The organism is Paenibacillus sp. RC67 (assembly GCF_030020805.1).
GTDB lineage: Bacteria > Bacillota > Bacilli > Paenibacillales > NBRC-103111 > Paenibacillus_S.
This window is the reverse complement of record NZ_CP125098.1, coordinates 4,523,660-4,541,172: the sequence shown is the minus strand read 5'-3', so window position 1 is coordinate 4,541,172 and position 17,513 is coordinate 4,523,660. Positions and strand designations below refer to the sequence as shown.

Genomic DNA, 17,513 nt, shown 5'->3' with positions numbered 1-17,513 from the left:
CCTGTAGGAGGGATTCTCATTGGAAAAAGTGGATATCTTTAAGGACATTGCAGAGCGTACTGGCGGGGATATTTACCTGGGGGTCGTTGGAGCGGTCCGTACGGGAAAATCAACGTTTATCAAGCGCTTTATGGAATCAATCGTTCTTCCGAACATTCAAAATGAAGCTGATCGGATAAGAGCGACGGATGAATTGCCACAAAGCGCAGCGGGCCGAACCATTATGACGACGGAGCCGAAATTCGTACCGAATAACGCGGTACAGCTGCACGTTGCTGAAGGGCTGAATGTCAATATTCGTCTGGTGGATTGCGTCGGTTATGTGATCGAGGGTGCCAAAGGCTATGAAGATGAAAACGGCCCTCGCATGATAAATACACCTTGGTTCGACGAAGCGATTCCTTTCCAGGAAGCGGCTGAAATCGGAACCCGTAAGGTCATTCAGGAGCATGCGACTTTAGGGGTAGTCATCACAACGGATGGCTCCATTGCAGAAATTCCGCGTTCGTCGTATGTGGATGCAGAAGCAAGAATTATTGCTGAGCTCAAAGAAGTCGGCAAACCGTTCATCGTCATTGTGAACTCCACCAAACCTAACGGTGAAATAGCTCAAGAATTGAGAAACGAGCTTCAAGCACAGCATGACATCCCTGTCGTAGCTATGAGTGTGGCAAATATGAACGAAGACGATATGATTTCTGTTCTTCGTGAAGTATTGTATGAATTCCCTGTACACGAAGTTAACGTCAACCTTCCTAGCTGGGTCATGGTGCTGGAGGAAAATCACTGGCTGCGCTCCCATTTCGAGAATTCCGTTAGGGAAACGGTACAGGATATCCGCAGACTTCGTGATGTGGATAGAGTCGTCAGCCACTTTGAGGAGTATGAATTCATCGATAAAGCGGCATTGGCCGGCATGAATATGGGCCAAGGCGTAGCCGAAATCGATTTGTACGCTCCGGATGAGCTGTATGATCGAATTCTGATGGAGGTTGTCGGCGTCGAGATTCGCGGCAAAGATCATCTACTTCAGCTGATGCAGGATTTCAGCCACGCGAAGCGGGAGTACGACCACTTTGCCGAGGCGTTGGAAATGGTGAAGACGACAGGCTATGGAATTGCACCGCCTACGCTTGCAGATATGGCATTGGAAGAGCCGGAGCTGATCCGTCAAGGCTCACGCTTTGGTGTACGCCTGAAGGCCACTGCACCGTCGATCCATATGATTCGAGTCGATGTAGAATCGGAGTTCTCTCCAATCATCGGTACGGAAAAGCAGAGCGAGGAGCTCGTTCGCTACCTGATGCAGGATTTCGAGGACAATCCGCTCAAAATGTGGGAATCCGATATTTTTGGCAGGTCGTTGCACTCCATTGTGCGTGAAGGCATACAAGGCAAGCTGTCTATGATGCCGGACAATGCCAGATATAAATTGCAGGAAACACTCGGGCGTATTATTAACGAGGGCTCCGGTGGACTTATCGCTATCATATTGTGATATAGATTACAGAAGTGCTGCAAAAATGCATCCAAAGGGTGCATTTTTTTGTTTTCACTTGAAAAAGTGCCATGGGTGTATTACTATAGTCTTGATTTACAAGGTTTTCGCTTGTTTTATGTATATTTTCTGACTTTTCAGTTAACAAAGGAAGTAATAAGACAAACGGCTAATGGCGTAAATTCGAGATGAGCGGCCTCCAAGACAGAATTGCCGACATTCGCTTTGCGGCACTAGTTCTTCTTGTGAAGTACGTTTTGAACATTGATTTGGGGGGAGGTGAATGGCATGAATAAATCTGAATTGATTAACAAGGTTGCAGAAACTAGCGAGCTTTCCAAGAAAGATGCTACTAAAGCGGTTGAGGCTGTTTTTGAAGCAATCTCCGAAGCTTTGCAAAGCGGGGATAAAGTACAGTTGGTAGGATTCGGAAACTTCGAAGTTCGTGAACGTTCCGCTCGTAAAGGACGTAACCCGCAAACTGGCGAAGAAATCGAAATTCCATCCAGCAAAATTCCAGCTTTCAAACCGGGCAAAGCGTTGAAAGACGGTATTCAATAAGAATGGCGATCTAGTACATAAGCTTTCATTCGGTGCAAATACAGAACATCTGAATCCATGAGATTCAGGTGTTTTTCATTTTAACCACTTTACAAGGAATAGATTCCCATCATATAATATGAGTGTTTCAACGATAATCGGGGTATGGCGCAGCCTGGTAGCGCGCACCCTTGGGGTGGGTGAGGTCGCACGTTCGAATCGTGTTACTCCGACCATGGAAGAGACATCGTCAAATCGGTGTCTTTTTCTTTTGTGCTGCTGGAATAGATTCATGTAATTTACTTGCAGTTTTGTTAAAATTACATGAAGAAAGATGGCACTGAATTTGATATACTGGATAAATGTTGATTTAGCAGCGTTAAACTGCACGAGGGGGATTGCTAGAGTTGAAAGAAAGAGCACAAAGTTGGCTTGCAGCCAATGACTGGACCATGTATGGAATCATCGTCTCCATTTTTTTGATTTGGCGTATTGGAATTGAGGGCGGTTGGAGTACGGCTTGTTGGGTTCTGCTGCTTATATGCTTATTAGGCGTCCGAAAAGACCAAATTGATGTGGATTGGAAACGTTTTTTTATACTAGGTTTACCTATGCTCGGTATTTTTTATTATTTTTACGGATCTGGTAACGGAATCTGGTGGAAAATTGCGAACTGGATGTTCGAAAATAATCGCCATCCCTGGAACTGGGATCAAATGATGAAAAGCATCCCTTACAACGATGGTGCATGGGCTAGAACTTTTCATCGAGTTAAGCTCGACAACTTGATGGTTTGGGTCTATAACTACGGTTTTGTGCTCTCCTTGTGGATTTGTATCGTTCGCAGCTTCTGGACTCGCAGCATTAAGAAAATGCTGTCTTATGCGTTGTCTGGACATTTGATGCAATTCCCGTTAATTTTACCGTTCTACAATTTAATTTTGCTTCGTGAAGTATGGTGGGTTAAAGGTCAGCCGGATTTACTGGGACGCAACTTTGCGACCGAGAACGATCTTCTGGTTAACGTAATGAACTGTTTCCCTAGTATGCACACATCGATCTCGTTTGCCATGCTGTTGCTGGCGCTTCGTGAGAAGGACCGTATCTTCAAGTACATGATGGTGGCCTATTGCGCATCGATTATTTTCTCCACGATGTATTTGCAAATTCACTGGGTGCTGGATGTTATTGCGGGTATGGCCTTCGCTTACGGTATTGTCAAACTGGCCGATCTTGTGATTCATTTAGGGAGCAAGTGGATTCCTAGCAGCTTTAAAAGCTTTTATAATGGCAAGAAAGACAAAGCATTCAATAAAGAGACTATGGCCGCCTAATAAGGTGGCTCTTTTTTTGGGATTTGCATATGACAGTTGACATCGTTCATATTTTTTTGCATCATACTAATAAGATAGACAGGACAGGAAGGAAGATAATAATGGAAGCTAATCAGAATCAAGCGGATTATTTTATTATAAAAGCGAAAGAAAACGGGGTACAGGTCATTGGCTTGACTCGTGGACAAGATACCAAGTTTCATCACACGGAAAAGCTGGACAAAGGCGAAGTGATGATTGCCCAATTTACTGCGCATACCTCGGCAGTCAAGATTCGCGGCAAAGCAGTAGTGATGACGAAACATGGCGTGATGGATACGGAGGAATAATTTTTCAATTTCCGCAGGCATAGCCTGCTTTTTTTCGTTGTACAATGATAGAAGAGGGATTTCGGTCAAGCAATCGCATCTACGCGAAGGAGGAATTGTCCGATGAAATGGTTTACCCGACTTCTGATCACCATTGTACTTTCGGTTGGCCTTGCTGCCGGCCTATCTATTCTTCCGCAGCTTGAGAGCAAGTGGAGCTTGCCTATGTTTCATACGGTCAAAGCACAGCCGGTATCGGAAACCAACATTGTTGATGTTCTGAGCAAATCTCAGCTTCATCTGCGCATCCGCAAAGTGGAGGTCACTCATGCCATCGTTTCCATTGACCTGTTCGCTTCACCGGCTTCAGATAAAAAAGAAATAGTGCAGGACTTATATGAGCTGCCGCGGCATCTGTTCCGCAGTTCTACCAACCTTAATCAAGTTTTAATTCGTGTGTTGGACGGATCGAATGATGGGAAACAAAGCACATCCCTATTGATCGCACAAGAAGCACGAAGAGAGAAATGGCTGCCGAGCGAGATATCTCTGAGTACTCAGAGCACGGAGGAAATGGAGCAGTACTTGCAGTCCCACTTTCGGGTTACATACACGGCTAAATGGCAGGATCGTTTCAATGTAAAAAGTTAAGACAGGATATTGTGCGTGAATATGCGTATTGTGCTATAATAATTTAGATTGTTTTGTTGTGATTCTTTGCATTGGTTCGGAGGCTAATTATGAATTCTTATCGGATCCCGGAAATGGCCCGAAAATATATGGAGTACGACATGATCCAGGCCCACACGGACTTGCCGCATTTTCCAGAATTTCGTACGCGTTTGTTGTATGCGTTCTTAAGCAGGCACAGTACTTTGTCGGGCTTTAGTGAGCTATTTAGCTTAGTAACATCATTGGTTCAAATAGGGATGGATACACATGATTTGGTGAGTATTACGAATAACGCCAAGGAGATGAAAGCGGCGAGGTCAAGGCAGCTGAAAGTGCTAGCAGGCGACTATTTCAGCAGCCGTTTTTATTATTTGCTCTCTCATGCAGGGCAAGTGGATCTGATCGGTATCCTTTCCCATGCAATCTGTGAAGTTAATCGCCTAAAGTTGAATTTATATCAATTAATGAAGCAGCTTAAGCTGACCGCTGACGAATACATAAAACAAACGGTAGAAGTCAGAACTCGGCTTTATATGGCTTTTGCTGGTTTTATGGAAGAGTCTCTTCATGGTGCATGGCCTGAAATTTTAAGGCTGTTCACTCAATGTGAAGTCATTCTGCAAGAGATATCGCGATCGGAGACAGCGCAGCAGTATCGTGACAGCTGGGGGTATTGGCTTGTCCTGCAGCAGGGGACGAAGGAAGAATGCAAGCATATCCAAGCCGATGAGCCGGATTATTCCAAGCTCCGTACGATTTGGCTGAAATATAAAGTTACACCGCAATTGTACCAAATGCTAAATAACTGTATGAAACAATTACAAGATAAGCTGCAGACGCTGGAATCGAAGGAATTAAGCAAAGAGCTTCTGTCCATTGGCGAGCCATTTAAGCATTACCTCTCGACACCTAAAGCGCTGGAAGAAATATGAGGTGAGACATTGTGCAATCCAAAACCGAATCCAAAGAAAAGTTTGTTCATTCCGTATTTGAAAGCATCGCTCCTAAATATGATTTAATGAACGACATTCTAAGTTTCCGCAGGCATAAAGCCTGGAGGAAATTCACGATGAAGAAGATGAACGTGAAACCGGGTAGCAAAGCGATCGACTTGTGCTGTGGAACGTGCGATTGGACGATCAGCCTGGCCCAGGCAAGTGGAACCGGTGATATGGTCGGACTTGATTTCAGTCAAAACATGCTTGATTACGGCGCCATGAAAGTGCGTGAAGCAGGACTGGATAAACAGATTACACTGGTTCGTGGAAATGCGATGCAGTTGCCTTTTGAGGATAATTCATTTGATTATGCAACTATTGGCTTCGCCCTAAGGAATGTACCTGACTTGGTGAAGGTCATTGAGGAAATGCAGAGAGTCGTTAAACCAGGGGGATTGGTTGTATCTCTGGAGCTTTCCAAACCGACATGGCAGCCCTTCAAGGGTCTTTACTATTTTTATTTTCAAAATATTTTACCAATGCTCGGCAAGTTGATTGCGAAGCGTTATGAGCAGTACAAATGGCTGCCGGAATCATTGATTCATTTTCCTGATCATAAACAGTTGGCTGATATTTTCAGAAAAACAGGGTTGACCCATGTACAAGCTTATCCGCTTACCGGAGGCATTGCGGCACTTCATATAGGCATCAAGAAGAATGAAGCGGAATAAGGAAATGGGAGTGGGGCGAAAATGTTGTTGAAAAAAGCTAAAATTTTTATGGAAATGATTAAAATTGAACATACGCTGTTTGCATTACCTTTTGCATTTATGGGGGCTTTGGTCGGGTCGGTGGTCATCTTTCAAAAGCTGCCCAATTGGGGGCAAATCGGCTGGATCATATTAGCGATGGTAGGGGCGCGAAGCGCGGCAATGGGCTTGAATCGAGTCATTGACAAAGTATTCGATGGACGCAATCCAAGAACAGCTGCAAGAGCAATACCTGCCGGACTCATATCGTCGAAGGAAGCTATATTGTTCATTGTGATTTCCTTCACATTATTATTTTGGGCAACCGCGAATTTGAGCTCATTATCGATGAAGCTGCTTCCTATAGCGGTGTTTTTCCTGGTCTTTTATTCTTACACTAAACGATTTACATGGGCTTGCCATATATTCCTTGGCTTCACTATTGCATTAGCTCCACTTGGCGGCTGGGTTGCAGTCACGAACGGAGTGACGCTTTCAGCACTTATATTTTATGTTGCTATCGCATTCTGGGTTGCCGGTTTTGATATTATCTATGCTTGTCAGGATTCCGAGTTCGATAAGGAAGAAGGACTGCATTCCATCCCAAGTCGGTTCGGTGTAGCCAAAGCACTGAAAATTGCTCGCTGGTTCCACGTCATTACCGCTGCCGGTTTGTTAGCGTTATTTCTTATGACAGAGCTTAGCTGGGTTTACTTAACGGGTCTTATCATCGCCAACGGCCTCTTGTTTTATGAACATAAAATTGTAACACCCAAAAATTTAAACCGTTTGAATACAGCGTTCTTTACTTTGAACAGTGTGCTCAGCGTATCGATGTTCGTATTTACCCTTATTGATTTGGTGGTGCTGCACGGATGAGCAAGCCTTGGGTCATTGGCATAACGGGTGCGAGCGGAGCTGCGTATGGTGTGCGCCTTTGCCGCTTTTTGCTCGAGAACGGCTATGATTTGCATTTGCTAATAACCGATGCCGGATGGCGAGTGCTCAAGGAGGAATTGGGATGGGACGCATCGAAGCGTAAAGAAACGCTTGAAGCTCATTTCGGAGCCTTCCCAGGTAAATGCACTTACAACCCCATACAAGATATCGGAGCGAGTACAGCCAGTGGTTCCTTCAGAACAAGCGGGATGGTGATCATTCCATGTTCGATGGGGACCTTATCGGGAATTGCACAAGGAGCTTCCGATAATTTGCTGGAGCGAACGGCGGATGTCATGCTGAAGGAAGGCAGACAATTGATCATTGTTCCAAGGGAAACGCCGCTGCATACGATTCATTTGGAAAATATGCTTAAGCTTTCGCGAATGGGTGTTCGAATTATTCCGGCAATGCCTGCTTTTTATCAAGGCCCTCAAACTTTGAACGATATGGTTGACTTTATGGTTGGAAAAGTTCTGGACACCATGGATATCGAGCATGAATTGTATAGAAGATGGGGGATGACGGATGAGCAGCGCGAACAAAACGATCCGCATCGGCCGGATTGATTTTACGAATGTGTGGCCATTATTTTATTATTTCCCATATGAGCGGCTCCAGCAGGAAGTGGAACTTGTTACCCAAGTACCTACACAGTTAAATGCCGCCATGGCAGCAGGAGAGGTTGATATAGGTCCGATCTCTTCCTTTGCATACGGTGAAAACTTCGAGCAGTACCTGCTATTGCCGGATATGTCGGTGAGTGCATTCGGTAATGTGAAATCGATCCTTTTGTTTCATCGCAAACCGCTGAGCGAGCTTGGCGGGGCTTCGATCGCTCTTCCTACAACCTCGGCTTCTTCTGTCAATTTATTGAAAATTATATTGCGGCGGTTTTATCAAGTCGAGCCGGATTATCATTATTCCCCTCCACTGCTGAACGAAATGATGCAGTCTTCCGACGCCGCTCTGTTGATTGGTGACCATGCGATTCGGGAAAGCTGGAAAGAACACAGCTGGATGGTAACCGATTTGGCTGAAGAATGGTTGAAGTGGACGGGACATTGGATGTCTTTCGCTGTTTGTGCAATTCGAAGACAAGTCGTTGAACAACAACCGGCACTGGTTGCCCGTATTTATCAAGCTTTTATGGAGAGCAAGCATAAATCGTTGAGCGATTTGACAGCGCTGGTTCAGGAAGCTCGCCAGCAGATTGGCGGTACGGAAGCGTATTGGCACGATTATTTTTCAACCTTAACCTATGAGTTCGGTTCGGAACAGCAGGCAGGATTGCAGTTATACTACCGTTATGCTTGGGAGCATGGTTTTCTGAACAAAGAGGTGCAGATTCAATTGTGGAACGATAATTTATTGACACAGGTGACGGAATGAAGCTGATAGATTTGTACGCAAAAATGAAAAAAGATATTTCGTACATAGAGAAAGAGCTTGAGCGAAATATCGATACCGACCATGCCTTGCTGCGCGAAGCGTCGGTACATTTATTAAAGGCAGGCGGTAAACGGATCCGGCCTGTTTTTGTTCTGCTAGGAGCCAAATTCGGTACATACGATATGGAGCGCATCAAGCATGTCGCGGTACCTCTTGAATTAATTCATATGGCATCGCTTGTCCACGATGACGTTATTGACGATGCTATGACTCGGCGTGGCCAACTAACCGTAAGATCCAAATGGGATAATCGCGTTGCGATGTACACTGGAGATTACATATTTGCAAAAGCACTGGAAGTAGCAACAAAGCTTGAAAATCCGCGAATACATCAAATCCTTTCCAAAGCCATTTTGGAAATGAGTATAGGGGAAATGGAGCAAATACGTTTTTTCTTCAATCCGGATCAGTCAGTCCGTGATTATATGCTGCGCATTCGCAGGAAAACGGCTTTGCTGATAGCCATCAGCTGTCAACTGGGTGCTATTGCAGCAGGTGCGAGCGAGAAGCTGTCCAACCGGTTGTATTCTTTTGGTTATAACGTGGGAATGGCTTTCCAAGTGAGGGACGATTTGCTGGATTTGATCGGGACGGAGAAGGAAATCGGTAAACCGCCGGGCAGCGACATTCGCCAAGGGAACATTACGATTCCTGTCATTTTTGCATTGCAAGAACCTGAGCTGCGCACGCCGCTGTTAAGTGAATTGAAACGGATACAAGAGGTGGACGGTCAGACAGACATCCACCATTTCATTAAAATGATCCGTAACAGTAAAGGAATTAAGCAAGCGGAGCAGTTGGCCAGTCGTTATATTGATAAAGCCATAGGGCAGCTAAATGAGCTTCCTGACATTCAGGCTAAGAAGGATCTAATCAGTGTCGCTCACTTTATTGGGAACCGATCTTACTAGCAAGGTTTATCAGAGGACGAAATTTGTGATATATTGGGATTAAAGGAGGAATGATGATGGAACGCACCTTTTTGATGATAAAGCCAGACGGCATTCAACGCGGTCTTATTGGAGAAATTATTAAACGATTTGAGCAAAAAGGGTTTCAATTGGTTGGAGCGAAGCTGATGCAAGTTTCTTTTGAGCTGGCGGAGTTTCATTACGAAGAACATAAGGGGAAAGATTTTTACGATAGACTGGTTACGTTCATTACATCGGGTCCTGTATTTGCTATGGTGTGGGAAGGTGATCAAGTCGTGGCGTTGTCCAGAGCAATGATTGGCAAGACTAGCGCTCTGGAGGCGGCTCCTGGAACGATCCGGAGCGACTACGCGGTACATACGAATTATAATTTGATTCACGGGTCTGATTCTCCAGAAAGCGCGAAGAGAGAAATAGCTAATTTCTTCGGAGAGCAGGAACTGGTGAATTACACCAAAGTGATACAACAGTGGATTTAGGATGGGGATAGCGGCATGGAGGATCAGGATTTTCTTTTATTTATAAAAAAGGTCAAAGATTATACATCCATAGATTTGTCGCAATATAAAGAAGCCCAGATGAAGCGGCGCTTGACGACCTTGAGAATGAAAAAAGGATATAATACATTTGCTGCTTTCTTCGAGGCAATGACAAAAGATAAAGAGCTGTTCTACGAATTTCTTGACCGGATGACGATTAATGTCTCGGAATTTTGGCGTAACCCGAATCGATGGGAAGTGTTGGAGAAAACCTTCCTTCCGGACATGCTTCGCAAAAACCGTAAGTTGAAATGCTGGAGTGCTGCATGTTCGACAGGGGAAGAGCCCTACACTTTGGCAATGATTTTAGCTGAATTGAATGCATTGAAGGATGCACATCTGCTAGCAACGGACATAGATGACGGTGCGTTGGCCAAAGCCAAGAAGGGCATTTATTCGGACCGCTCGGTCAGAGAAGTTCCAAGCCTTTATTTAAAAAAATATTATAAGCAAGAAAATTTAACCTTCTCTATAGCGGAAGAGCTGAAACGCGAAATCCGGTACCAGAAGCAGAATTTATTGGTAGACACATTCGATACTCAGTTTGACTTGATTATTTGCCGTAATGTGATGATCTATTTTACGGAAGACGCCAAGCACTTATTGTATCAAAAATTCGCTAATGCACTGAAGCCAGGCGGCATTTTGTTTGTTGGCAGCACGGAGCAGATTTTTTCGCCGGGCCAATACGAGCTGGAGTCAGCTGAAACGTTTTTTTACCGGAAAAAGGCATAAACCTTCTTGCTGATGTATATCTTCTTCCATCCCTTCCAATACTGAAAAACATGGACAACTACTTGCAGGAGGGACCCAATGGATAAAAGAAAAGTGATCATGGCATACCGAAGAGGGTTTATTACGATGCAGGAATGCGCTCAGATATTGGGTATCGATTCATTACAGGTCATGGGCATGGTAGATGATCCGGAGCTCAACGAAATGCCGAGCCCCCTAAAAAGGCAGCCTGTTAACGGCTAGGTTGGACTAAGTAAGATAATGAAATAACTGAGTAAAGAGGTGCTGTCACGGCTTTTAAGCTGTAGCAGCGCTTCTTTGTTTATCACAGCTGCCGCTAAGGCTCAACCTGTTGATGAGTTCGATATATGGCGATTTGACGCCGTTTTCTTGTCAAACGGTGACACCTATACTATAATTAGCACATGAATGGAGTACATAAAAGCGCTAAAGCGTGCCGACAGGTACTTTGTGCTTTTTTGGGGTATAGGATGAAAGGGGAAAACGAGTGTGAGATATTTAACGGCAGGGGAAACCCATGGCCCGCAGCTGACTGCGATTATTGAAGGATTTCCAAGCAATGTAACCATAGACTTTGAAGAGGTGAATTTTCAACTGGCACGACGTCAAAAAGGTTACGGCCGCGGACGTCGGATGCAAATTGAGAAGGATACTGCCAACATTGTCGGCGGTGTGAGACATGGTAAAACTACCGGCGCGCCTATCGCTTTGGTTGTTGAAAACAATGACTGGAAGCACTGGACTTCGGTTATGAATATCGAGCCAATTGAAGGAAATGACGAAACGAAACGCCGTGTTAACCGTCCTCGTCCTGGACATGCGGACTTGAATGGCGGCTTGAAATATAATCAAAAGGATTTGCGTAACATTCTGGAGCGTTCGAGCGCTAGAGAGACTACGATGCGTGTTGCTACAGGCGCTGTTGCCCGTCAGCTCTTGTCTGCATTCGGAATCAAAGTGGCTAGCCAAGTCATCCGTATCGGTGAAGTGGAAGTGAAACGTCAGGAACTGCCAATCGACGAGCTGATCCGTATTACGGAAGAATCGCCATTGCGTGTGGTAGATAAAGAAGCGGAAGCTCAAATGATTGCTGCCATTGATGCAGCTAAAGAAGAAGGCGATACACTGGGCGGTATCGTTGAATGTGTCATCGAGGGAGTTCCTGTTGGATTGGGCAGCCACGTACAATGGGATCGCAAGCTGGACGGGCGTATCGCACAAGCCGTATTATCGATTCAAGCATTCAAAGGCTGCGAAATCGGTATCGGTTTCGAGGCGGCTAAGCTGCGCGGATCCAAAGTACATGATGAGATTATGTACAATGAGGAACAAGGCTTTTATCGCGCTTCCAATCGTGCCGGCGGCTTTGAAGGCGGGATGACAACAGGTGAGCCTATCGTGGTTCGCGGCGTTATGAAGCCGATTTCGACTCTTTATAAAGCATTGCAAAGCGTTGATATTGACACGAAGGAAGCTTTCACTGCACAGGTGGAACGTTCCGATACTTGTGCCGTTGCAGCGGCAGGCGTCATTATGGAGAACATCGTCGCTTGGGAAGTTGCAAATGCATTTTTGGACAAATTCGGCGGAGATTCGCTTGAAGAGATCCGTAATAACTACAATAGCTTTTTGGCACAAGTAAAAAGCTATTAGAAGTGGAGCGTGAAATCGGTGAAGGAGCTTACGGTTGACTTAGGGGAACGTTCATACCCGATTTATATCGGGGAAGGAATATTGGATCAAGTAGGCGAGTTTTTTACCAAGCATCAAATCAGTAAGGTTTCTCCTTTACTGCTCGTTACGGATACGAATGTAGCTAAGCTTCATCTTGATAGTGTAGTAAGTAAAATTAGAGAAGCGGGCTATATAGTGGCCACTCATATTGTAACAGCTGGAGAAAAGTCCAAGTCATTGACCGTCCTTGGAGAAGTCGTACAAACGGCTTTAGAGGCAGGCTTGGACCGCAAGTCCACCGTTATTGCTCTGGGAGGTGGCGTTGTAGGTGATCTGGCAGGATTCGTAGCGGCAAGCTATATGCGCGGCGTGAGATTCGTACAGATTCCTACAACCATTCTGGCTCACGACAGCAGTGTCGGAGGGAAGGTTGCTGTCAACCATCCGCTGGCGAAGAACATTATCGGTGCGTTCCATCAGCCGGAAATGGTTCTCTATGATACTGCTACACTGAAGACTTTGCCGGATCGGGACGTAAGAGAAGGCTTGTCGGAAATGATCAAGCATGGCCTTATTTGGGATGCTGGCTTCACAGCTTGGCTGGAGGAAAACAGCGAGAAGCTGGTTTCTTTAGACCAAGAGGCGTTGCAATACGGCTTGTACGAAGGCTGCAAAGTAAAATCCTATGTCGTATCCCGTGATGAGACGGAGAACGGCCTCCGGGCTATTCTCAATCTGGGGCATACAATCGGACATGCACTTGAAGCCGTTGCAAGCTATAATGAGCTTCATCATGGCGAAGCGATTTCCATCGGCATGGTGGGAGCAGCGAAGCTGGCTGTTAAGTTGGGACATCCTGAGCATATCTATACAGTGACCAAGCGTATTTTACAAAAGTTCGGGCTTCCGACTCGTTTGCCTGCACATTTAGATACGGATGAAATTATGAGTGCAATGATGCACGATAAGAAATTTCAAGAAGGAACGATGGTGTTTATCATTCCGACTGAAATTGGTAAGGTTGAAATCAACAAATCGGTTTCTGCGGCTGCCGTAAGAGAAGTCGTAGAGCAATTGAAACAGGAGGCTTAAACCATGCTTGTTCGGGGAATTCGCGGTGCGACAACAGTTGAACATGATGAGAAGAATGAAGTACTGGAAGCGACAAGAGAACTGCTGCATCAAATTATTATTGAAAATGCAATTATTCCTGAGGAAATCGCTTGTGTGTTTGTTACGGTAACGAACGATCTGACAACGACCTTCCCTGCGGTGGCTATTCGTCAATACCCAGGTTGGGAGCTAGTTCCTTTGATGTGCTCGTTGGAAGTGCCTGTCGAAGGCAGCTTGCCTAAATGTATCCGTCTGATGGTTATGGCCAACACGGAGAAAAAACAGGATGAGATTATTCACGTGTATTTGAAAGAAGCTATGCGCCTTCGTCCTGATTTATCTAAATTGACAAAAGCATAAATCCCATAGTATAGTTACAGTAGCGATTTGTAAGATCAGTTGAGAAGAGTAGAGATGAGTTTAGCGTGAGCAGAGTTGAGAAGAGCCGAGTGTAACACTGAGTCCCGTGCATTGTACTGCACTTATTTTATGTTCCCTTTTTTTAGGGCACAGGACTACGGTTATGATCATCTGCGATACCAACCTCTACTTTGACGTAGAGGTTTTTTTTGTTTTTAATAGACTGAGTTAATTTTGAGTTGAGAAGAGGAGAGATAAGCATGTATACACCAGAAGCTAAGGAAGTTATTCGATTATCCAAGCAGTACAATTTGATCCCGGTCGTTCGTTCGTTAATGGCAGATACGGAGACGCCGATTCGCGTATTTCAGCACTTTTACCAGGAGAGCCGGGCATTTTTGCTTGAGAGTGTAGAAGGTGGAGTGAAATGGGCTCGGTATTCTTTTATCGGGACGGATCCCTTCCTTATGATTACTGCAAAAAATGGTGTAACCAAAATTGAGAGCCAGAAAGAAACGAAGCATTCGGTGGAGAAGCCGATCGATGTTTTGAAAGGATATTTGCGTGCTTATTCGAGCCCTTCCCTTCCGGAATTGCCTCGCTTTACTGGTGGCGCGGTAGGATTTTTCGGATATGACTTACTGCAGTATTATGAAAAATTGCCTGCTCATCGTGTAGATGATTTGCAAATGAACGATATCCAGTTTATGTTTTGCGATCAAGTGATCGTGTTCGACCATTTCAAGCAGCAGATCAAAGTCATCTCCAACGTCCATGTACCCCAGCATGGCTCGGATGCGGAGATTGTTGCTGAATATGATAAGACTTGCGCTAAAATCGATGAGACGATCGAGCGTTTGAAGCGTCCGTTACCTGTATTGTCTATGGCTCAACAGCAAATTCCGGATGACGTTGAGCTAGGCGAGTTGAAGTCGAATCTAACTAAAGAGCAGTTTATCGATAATGTTGAGAAAGCCAAGGAATACATCCGAGCGGGGGATATTTTCCAAGTTGTTCTATCGCAGCGCTTTGAGATCGAGACGGATGTTTCTCCCTTGCATGTTTACCGAATTTTGAGAACCATGAACCCATCGCCATACATGTACTGTCTCAAAATGGATGACGAGGTCATCGTGGGTACTTCTCCTGAACTATTGGTTCGCGTGGAAGATGAGAAGGTGGAGACACGACCAATCGCAGGAACCCGTCCGCGCGGCGCAACGCCGGAGCAGGACCAAGCCTACGAAATCGAGCTGCTGGCAGATGAGAAGGAGCGTGCCGAGCACTTGATGCTGGTTGATTTGGGACGCAACGACATCGGACGCGTATCCGAGTTCGGAAGCGTACACTGTGACACTCTTATGCAAGTAGAGCGCTATTCACACGTGATGCACATTGTATCGAATGTAACAGGTAAAATCGCGAAGGATAAAGATTTCTTCGATGCTTTTATCTCCTGCTTACCCGCAGGAACCGTATCTGGAGCGCCTAAGCTGAGAGCGATGGAGATTATTGCAGAAGTGGAAAATGAAGCGAGAGGCGCGTATGCCGGAGCTATAGGCTATTTGGGCTTTTCCGGCAATATGGACACTTGTATCACGATTCGTACGATTATTTTCAAGAACGGTAAAGCTTATGTTCAGGCTGGAGCGGGAATCGTATGGGATTCCGTTGCTGAAAGCGAGTATCTGGAGACAGTGAACAAGGCTAAAGGGATGCTTAAATCCATTCGTACTGCGGAGGTTGTTTTCTCCCAAAAATCGTATGCTCACTCGGTCATTAATCACGACTACTATTAATTAATCTAAGCTCTGCCAGCCGCTGCGGCTTCGGGCTCATTGTCGGCTGCTAATGAAATTATGGGGAGGCAGTTAACATGGAAAAAAAGTTACGGTTCAACAAGCGATACAACAAATTATCGGTGCTCAGCATCTGACTAGAGCAGAGGCAAGAGACGTGATGTCAGATATTATGGATGGATTGGCGACACCGGCACAAATCGGAGGCTTTCTTACTTCGCTTCGGATGAAAGGTGAGACCATAGAAGAAATTACTGGGTTTGCTGAAGCCATGCGGATGAAGGCTAACCATGTCCAAACCGAGCGGAGCCAACTGCTGGACACTTGCGGAACCGGTGGAGATGGAGCAGATACATTCAATATTTCAACTACAGCAGCCATTGTTGCTGCAGCGGGAGGAATACGCGTTGCCAAGCATGGCAATCGTGCGATGTCCAGTAAAAGCGGCAGTGCAGATGTGCTGGAAGCTTTGGGGGTAAACATTGATCTTGACCAAGAATTTGCAGCAAAATGTTTGGAGCAAGTAGGCATTTGCTTCATGTTTGCTCAGAAATATCATCAGTCAATGAAGCATGCAGCACTTCCTCGCAAGGAATTAGGCTTCCGTACGGTATTCAATTTGCTGGGGCCATTAACGAATCCAGCTGGGGCTGACCGCCAGGTACTAGGTATTTTTGACCGCGGCAAAACGGAGACAATGGCTCATGTTATGCGTGCACTGGGTGTGAAGCGTTCATTAGTAGTAGCTAGCCTGGATGGCTTGGACGAAATCAGCATCTCGGATGCTACGCAAGTAACGGAACTTAAGGATGAGGAGATTGTAACTTATGAAGTAACACCAGATTTGCTGGGACTCCGAAGCTACAGCATTAAAGAAGTTGTGGGCGGAGATGCAGTGGTAAACGCTGAAATCATTCGCAATGTATTCCATGGTGAAACCGGTGCGTGTCGCGATATTGTGCTTGCCAATGCAGGGGCTTGCTTCTATGTGACGGGTAAATGTGCTACTCTGCAAGAAGGCGTTAAGTATGCGGCACATGTGATCGATTCGCGACAAGCATTGAATAAATTGCAAGAACTAGTCCAATTCACGGGAGAAATCAGACATGTTTCTTGATAAAATCGTAGCAACGAAAGTGCAAGAAGTTGCAGCTTTGAAGCAAACTATTACTATAGCCCAGATGGAGCAGCGTATTGCGACGCTGCCTCCTTGTCTAGGTTTTGAACAGGCGCTCTCTAAGGGCCGTAAACGCCCTATGGGGCTCATTGCCGAAGTAAAGAAGGCATCCCCCTCCAAAGGGCTGATTCGTGACGATTTTGAGCCTGTAGAGCTGGCACAAGCTTATGAGAGAGCAGGGGCTGATTGTTTATCGGTTTTAACCGATGTGGACTATTTTCAAGGTTCCAACGATTACTTGAGTCGTGTAAGACAATCCGTACAGCTTCCTCTGCTTAGAAAAGACTTTACGATCGATCTTCATCAAATTTATGAAGCGCGTTGTATTGGCGCAGATGCTATACTGTTAATAGCCGCGATCTTAACTACCGAGCAGCTGAAGCAATTTTCTGAAGCTGCCAAAAGCATAGGTCTTGATGTGCTGGTCGAAGTTCATGACAAAGAAGAGCTGGATCGTGTGCTCACCTTAGATGCTACATTAATTGGGATTAATAACCGTAATCTGAAAACATTCGTTACGGATCTTAAGACGACAGAAGAGCTGATCTCCTTTATCCCTAAAGAGGTCACCATTGTGAGCGAGAGTGGGATTTCTCAGCCTTCTGAAATAGAATATTTACAGTCTATTGGAGCCAAAGCGGTTCTTATCGGAGAGCATTTCATGCGTCAGCCGATTGTAGAACAAGCAGTTCACGACCTAATGGGAAATGCTGCGGTAAAGGGGTAAGACAGT

The 17,513-nt window shown here is 45.4% G+C and carries 20 protein-coding genes and 1 tRNA gene; all 21 read left to right on the top strand.

The window, feature by feature from the left end; translation table 11 throughout:
- Positions 1–19 precede the first annotated feature (19 nt).
- The 21 genes from spoIVA (at position 20) to trpC (ending at position 17,507) form a co-directional block, all read left to right on the top strand.
- Positions 20–1,498 carry a stage IV sporulation protein A gene (gene spoIVA / locus QMA13_RS20730; RefSeq protein WP_282935637.1) on the top strand — a complete coding sequence of 493 codons (1,479 nt, stop codon included), beginning with the start codon at positions 20–22 and terminating at the stop codon, positions 1,496–1,498.
- Between the two features lie 288 nt (positions 1,499–1,786).
- Complete coding sequence (locus tag QMA13_RS20725) at positions 1,787–2,059, top strand: HU family DNA-binding protein (RefSeq protein WP_036745644.1); 273 nt, start codon at positions 1,787–1,789, stop codon at positions 2,057–2,059.
- Positions 2,060–2,197: 138 nt separating this feature from the next.
- A tRNA-Pro gene (locus QMA13_RS20720) sits at positions 2,198–2,274 on the top strand.
- A 171-nt stretch (positions 2,275–2,445) separates the two neighbouring features.
- Positions 2,446–3,372 carry a phosphatase PAP2 family protein gene (locus tag QMA13_RS20715; protein WP_282935636.1) on the top strand — a complete coding sequence of 309 codons (927 nt, stop codon included), beginning with the start codon at positions 2,446–2,448 and terminating at the stop codon, positions 3,370–3,372.
- Positions 3,373–3,473: 101 nt separating this feature from the next.
- Positions 3,474–3,701 (top strand): trp RNA-binding attenuation protein MtrB, encoded by a 228-nt coding sequence (gene mtrB, locus QMA13_RS20710; RefSeq protein ID WP_028548673.1) that lies wholly within the window; start codon positions 3,474–3,476, stop codon positions 3,699–3,701.
- Between the two features lie 102 nt (positions 3,702–3,803).
- Positions 3,804–4,331 carry a hypothetical protein gene (locus QMA13_RS20705; RefSeq protein WP_282935635.1) on the top strand — a complete coding sequence of 176 codons (528 nt, stop codon included), beginning with the start codon at positions 3,804–3,806 and terminating at the stop codon, positions 4,329–4,331.
- A gap of 89 nt (positions 4,332–4,420) precedes the next feature.
- On the top strand, positions 4,421–5,284 hold the full coding sequence (locus tag QMA13_RS20700; RefSeq protein WP_282935634.1) for a heptaprenyl diphosphate synthase component 1: 864 nt from the start codon (positions 4,421–4,423) through the stop codon (positions 5,282–5,284).
- Between the two features lie 11 nt (positions 5,285–5,295).
- Positions 5,296–6,021 carry a demethylmenaquinone methyltransferase gene (locus QMA13_RS20695; RefSeq protein WP_481858000.1) on the top strand — a complete coding sequence of 242 codons (726 nt, stop codon included), beginning with the start codon at positions 5,296–5,298 and terminating at the stop codon, positions 6,019–6,021.
- A gap of 24 nt (positions 6,022–6,045) precedes the next feature.
- Complete coding sequence (locus QMA13_RS20690) at positions 6,046–6,918, top strand: UbiA-like polyprenyltransferase (protein WP_282943476.1); 873 nt, start codon at positions 6,046–6,048, stop codon at positions 6,916–6,918.
- Entirely contained in the window at positions 6,915–7,547 is a 633-nt protein-coding gene (locus tag QMA13_RS20685) for a UbiX family flavin prenyltransferase (protein WP_282935633.1), read from the top strand. Before QMA13_RS20690 ends, QMA13_RS20685 begins: the two co-directional genes overlap by 4 nt.
- Positions 7,507–8,370: a menaquinone biosynthetic enzyme MqnA/MqnD family protein gene (locus tag QMA13_RS20680; RefSeq protein WP_282935632.1), complete on the top strand. Its 864-nt coding sequence runs from the start codon at positions 7,507–7,509 to the stop codon at positions 8,368–8,370. Before QMA13_RS20685 ends, QMA13_RS20680 begins: the two co-directional genes overlap by 41 nt.
- Complete coding sequence (hepT, locus tag QMA13_RS20675) at positions 8,367–9,341, top strand: heptaprenyl diphosphate synthase component II (protein WP_282935631.1); 975 nt, start codon at positions 8,367–8,369, stop codon at positions 9,339–9,341. The genes QMA13_RS20680 and hepT overlap by 4 nt, the downstream gene beginning before the upstream one ends.
- A gap of 56 nt (positions 9,342–9,397) precedes the next feature.
- A complete protein-coding gene (gene ndk, locus QMA13_RS20670; RefSeq protein WP_282943474.1) occupies positions 9,398–9,841 on the top strand; it encodes a nucleoside-diphosphate kinase in 444 nt (147 codons plus the stop codon).
- Positions 9,842–9,856: 15 nt separating this feature from the next.
- Entirely contained in the window at positions 9,857–10,636 is a 780-nt protein-coding gene (locus tag QMA13_RS20665) for a CheR family methyltransferase (RefSeq protein ID WP_282935630.1), read from the top strand.
- Between the two features lie 78 nt (positions 10,637–10,714).
- Entirely contained in the window at positions 10,715–10,879 is a 165-nt protein-coding gene (locus tag QMA13_RS20660; protein ID WP_197035428.1) for a hypothetical protein, read from the top strand.
- 267 nt (positions 10,880–11,146) lie between these two features.
- A complete protein-coding gene (aroC, locus tag QMA13_RS20655) occupies positions 11,147–12,310 on the top strand; it encodes a chorismate synthase (protein ID WP_282935629.1) in 1,164 nt (387 codons plus the stop codon).
- Positions 12,311–12,328: 18 nt separating this feature from the next.
- Positions 12,329–13,423: a 3-dehydroquinate synthase gene (gene aroB, locus QMA13_RS20650; RefSeq protein WP_282935628.1), complete on the top strand. Its 1,095-nt coding sequence runs from the start codon at positions 12,329–12,331 to the stop codon at positions 13,421–13,423.
- A 3-nt stretch (positions 13,424–13,426) separates the two neighbouring features.
- Positions 13,427–13,804 (top strand): chorismate mutase, encoded by a 378-nt coding sequence (gene aroH / locus QMA13_RS20645; RefSeq protein ID WP_282935627.1) that lies wholly within the window; start codon positions 13,427–13,429, stop codon positions 13,802–13,804.
- 260 nt (positions 13,805–14,064) lie between these two features.
- Positions 14,065–15,603 (top strand): anthranilate synthase component I, encoded by a 1,539-nt coding sequence (gene trpE / locus QMA13_RS20640; RefSeq protein ID WP_282935626.1) that lies wholly within the window; start codon positions 14,065–14,067, stop codon positions 15,601–15,603.
- A gap of 106 nt (positions 15,604–15,709) precedes the next feature.
- A complete protein-coding gene (trpD, locus tag QMA13_RS20635) occupies positions 15,710–16,720 on the top strand; it encodes an anthranilate phosphoribosyltransferase (protein WP_282943472.1) in 1,011 nt (336 codons plus the stop codon).
- Positions 16,710–17,507, top strand: coding sequence for an indole-3-glycerol phosphate synthase TrpC (trpC, locus tag QMA13_RS20630; protein ID WP_282935625.1), 798 nt, complete (start codon positions 16,710–16,712; stop codon positions 17,505–17,507). Before trpD ends, trpC begins: the two co-directional genes overlap by 11 nt.
- Positions 17,508–17,513 lie beyond the last annotated feature (6 nt).

Coding starts and splice junctions, on each gene's coding strand:
- aroH (WP_282935627.1), top strand. CDS start 13,427: ATGCTTGTTCGGGGAATTCGCGGTGCGACAACAGTTGAACATGATGAG.
- QMA13_RS20680 (WP_282935632.1), top strand. CDS start 7,507: ATGAGCAGCGCGAACAAAACGATCCGCATCGGCCGGATTGATTTTACG.
- QMA13_RS20700 (WP_282935634.1), top strand. CDS start 4,421: ATGAATTCTTATCGGATCCCGGAAATGGCCCGAAAATATATGGAGTAC.
- trpC (WP_282935625.1), top strand. CDS start 16,710: ATGTTTCTTGATAAAATCGTAGCAACGAAAGTGCAAGAAGTTGCAGCT.
- QMA13_RS20665 (WP_282935630.1), top strand. CDS start 9,857: ATGGAGGATCAGGATTTTCTTTTATTTATAAAAAAGGTCAAAGATTAT.
- mtrB (WP_028548673.1), top strand. CDS start 3,474: ATGGAAGCTAATCAGAATCAAGCGGATTATTTTATTATAAAAGCGAAA.
- ndk (WP_282943474.1), top strand. CDS start 9,398: ATGGAACGCACCTTTTTGATGATAAAGCCAGACGGCATTCAACGCGGT.
- QMA13_RS20660 (WP_197035428.1), top strand. CDS start 10,715: ATGGATAAAAGAAAAGTGATCATGGCATACCGAAGAGGGTTTATTACG.
- trpE (WP_282935626.1), top strand. CDS start 14,065: ATGTATACACCAGAAGCTAAGGAAGTTATTCGATTATCCAAGCAGTAC.
- QMA13_RS20685 (WP_282935633.1), top strand. CDS start 6,915: ATGAGCAAGCCTTGGGTCATTGGCATAACGGGTGCGAGCGGAGCTGCG.
- QMA13_RS20725 (WP_036745644.1), top strand. CDS start 1,787: ATGAATAAATCTGAATTGATTAACAAGGTTGCAGAAACTAGCGAGCTT.
- QMA13_RS20705 (WP_282935635.1), top strand. CDS start 3,804: ATGAAATGGTTTACCCGACTTCTGATCACCATTGTACTTTCGGTTGGC.
- hepT (WP_282935631.1), top strand. CDS start 8,367: ATGAAGCTGATAGATTTGTACGCAAAAATGAAAAAAGATATTTCGTAC.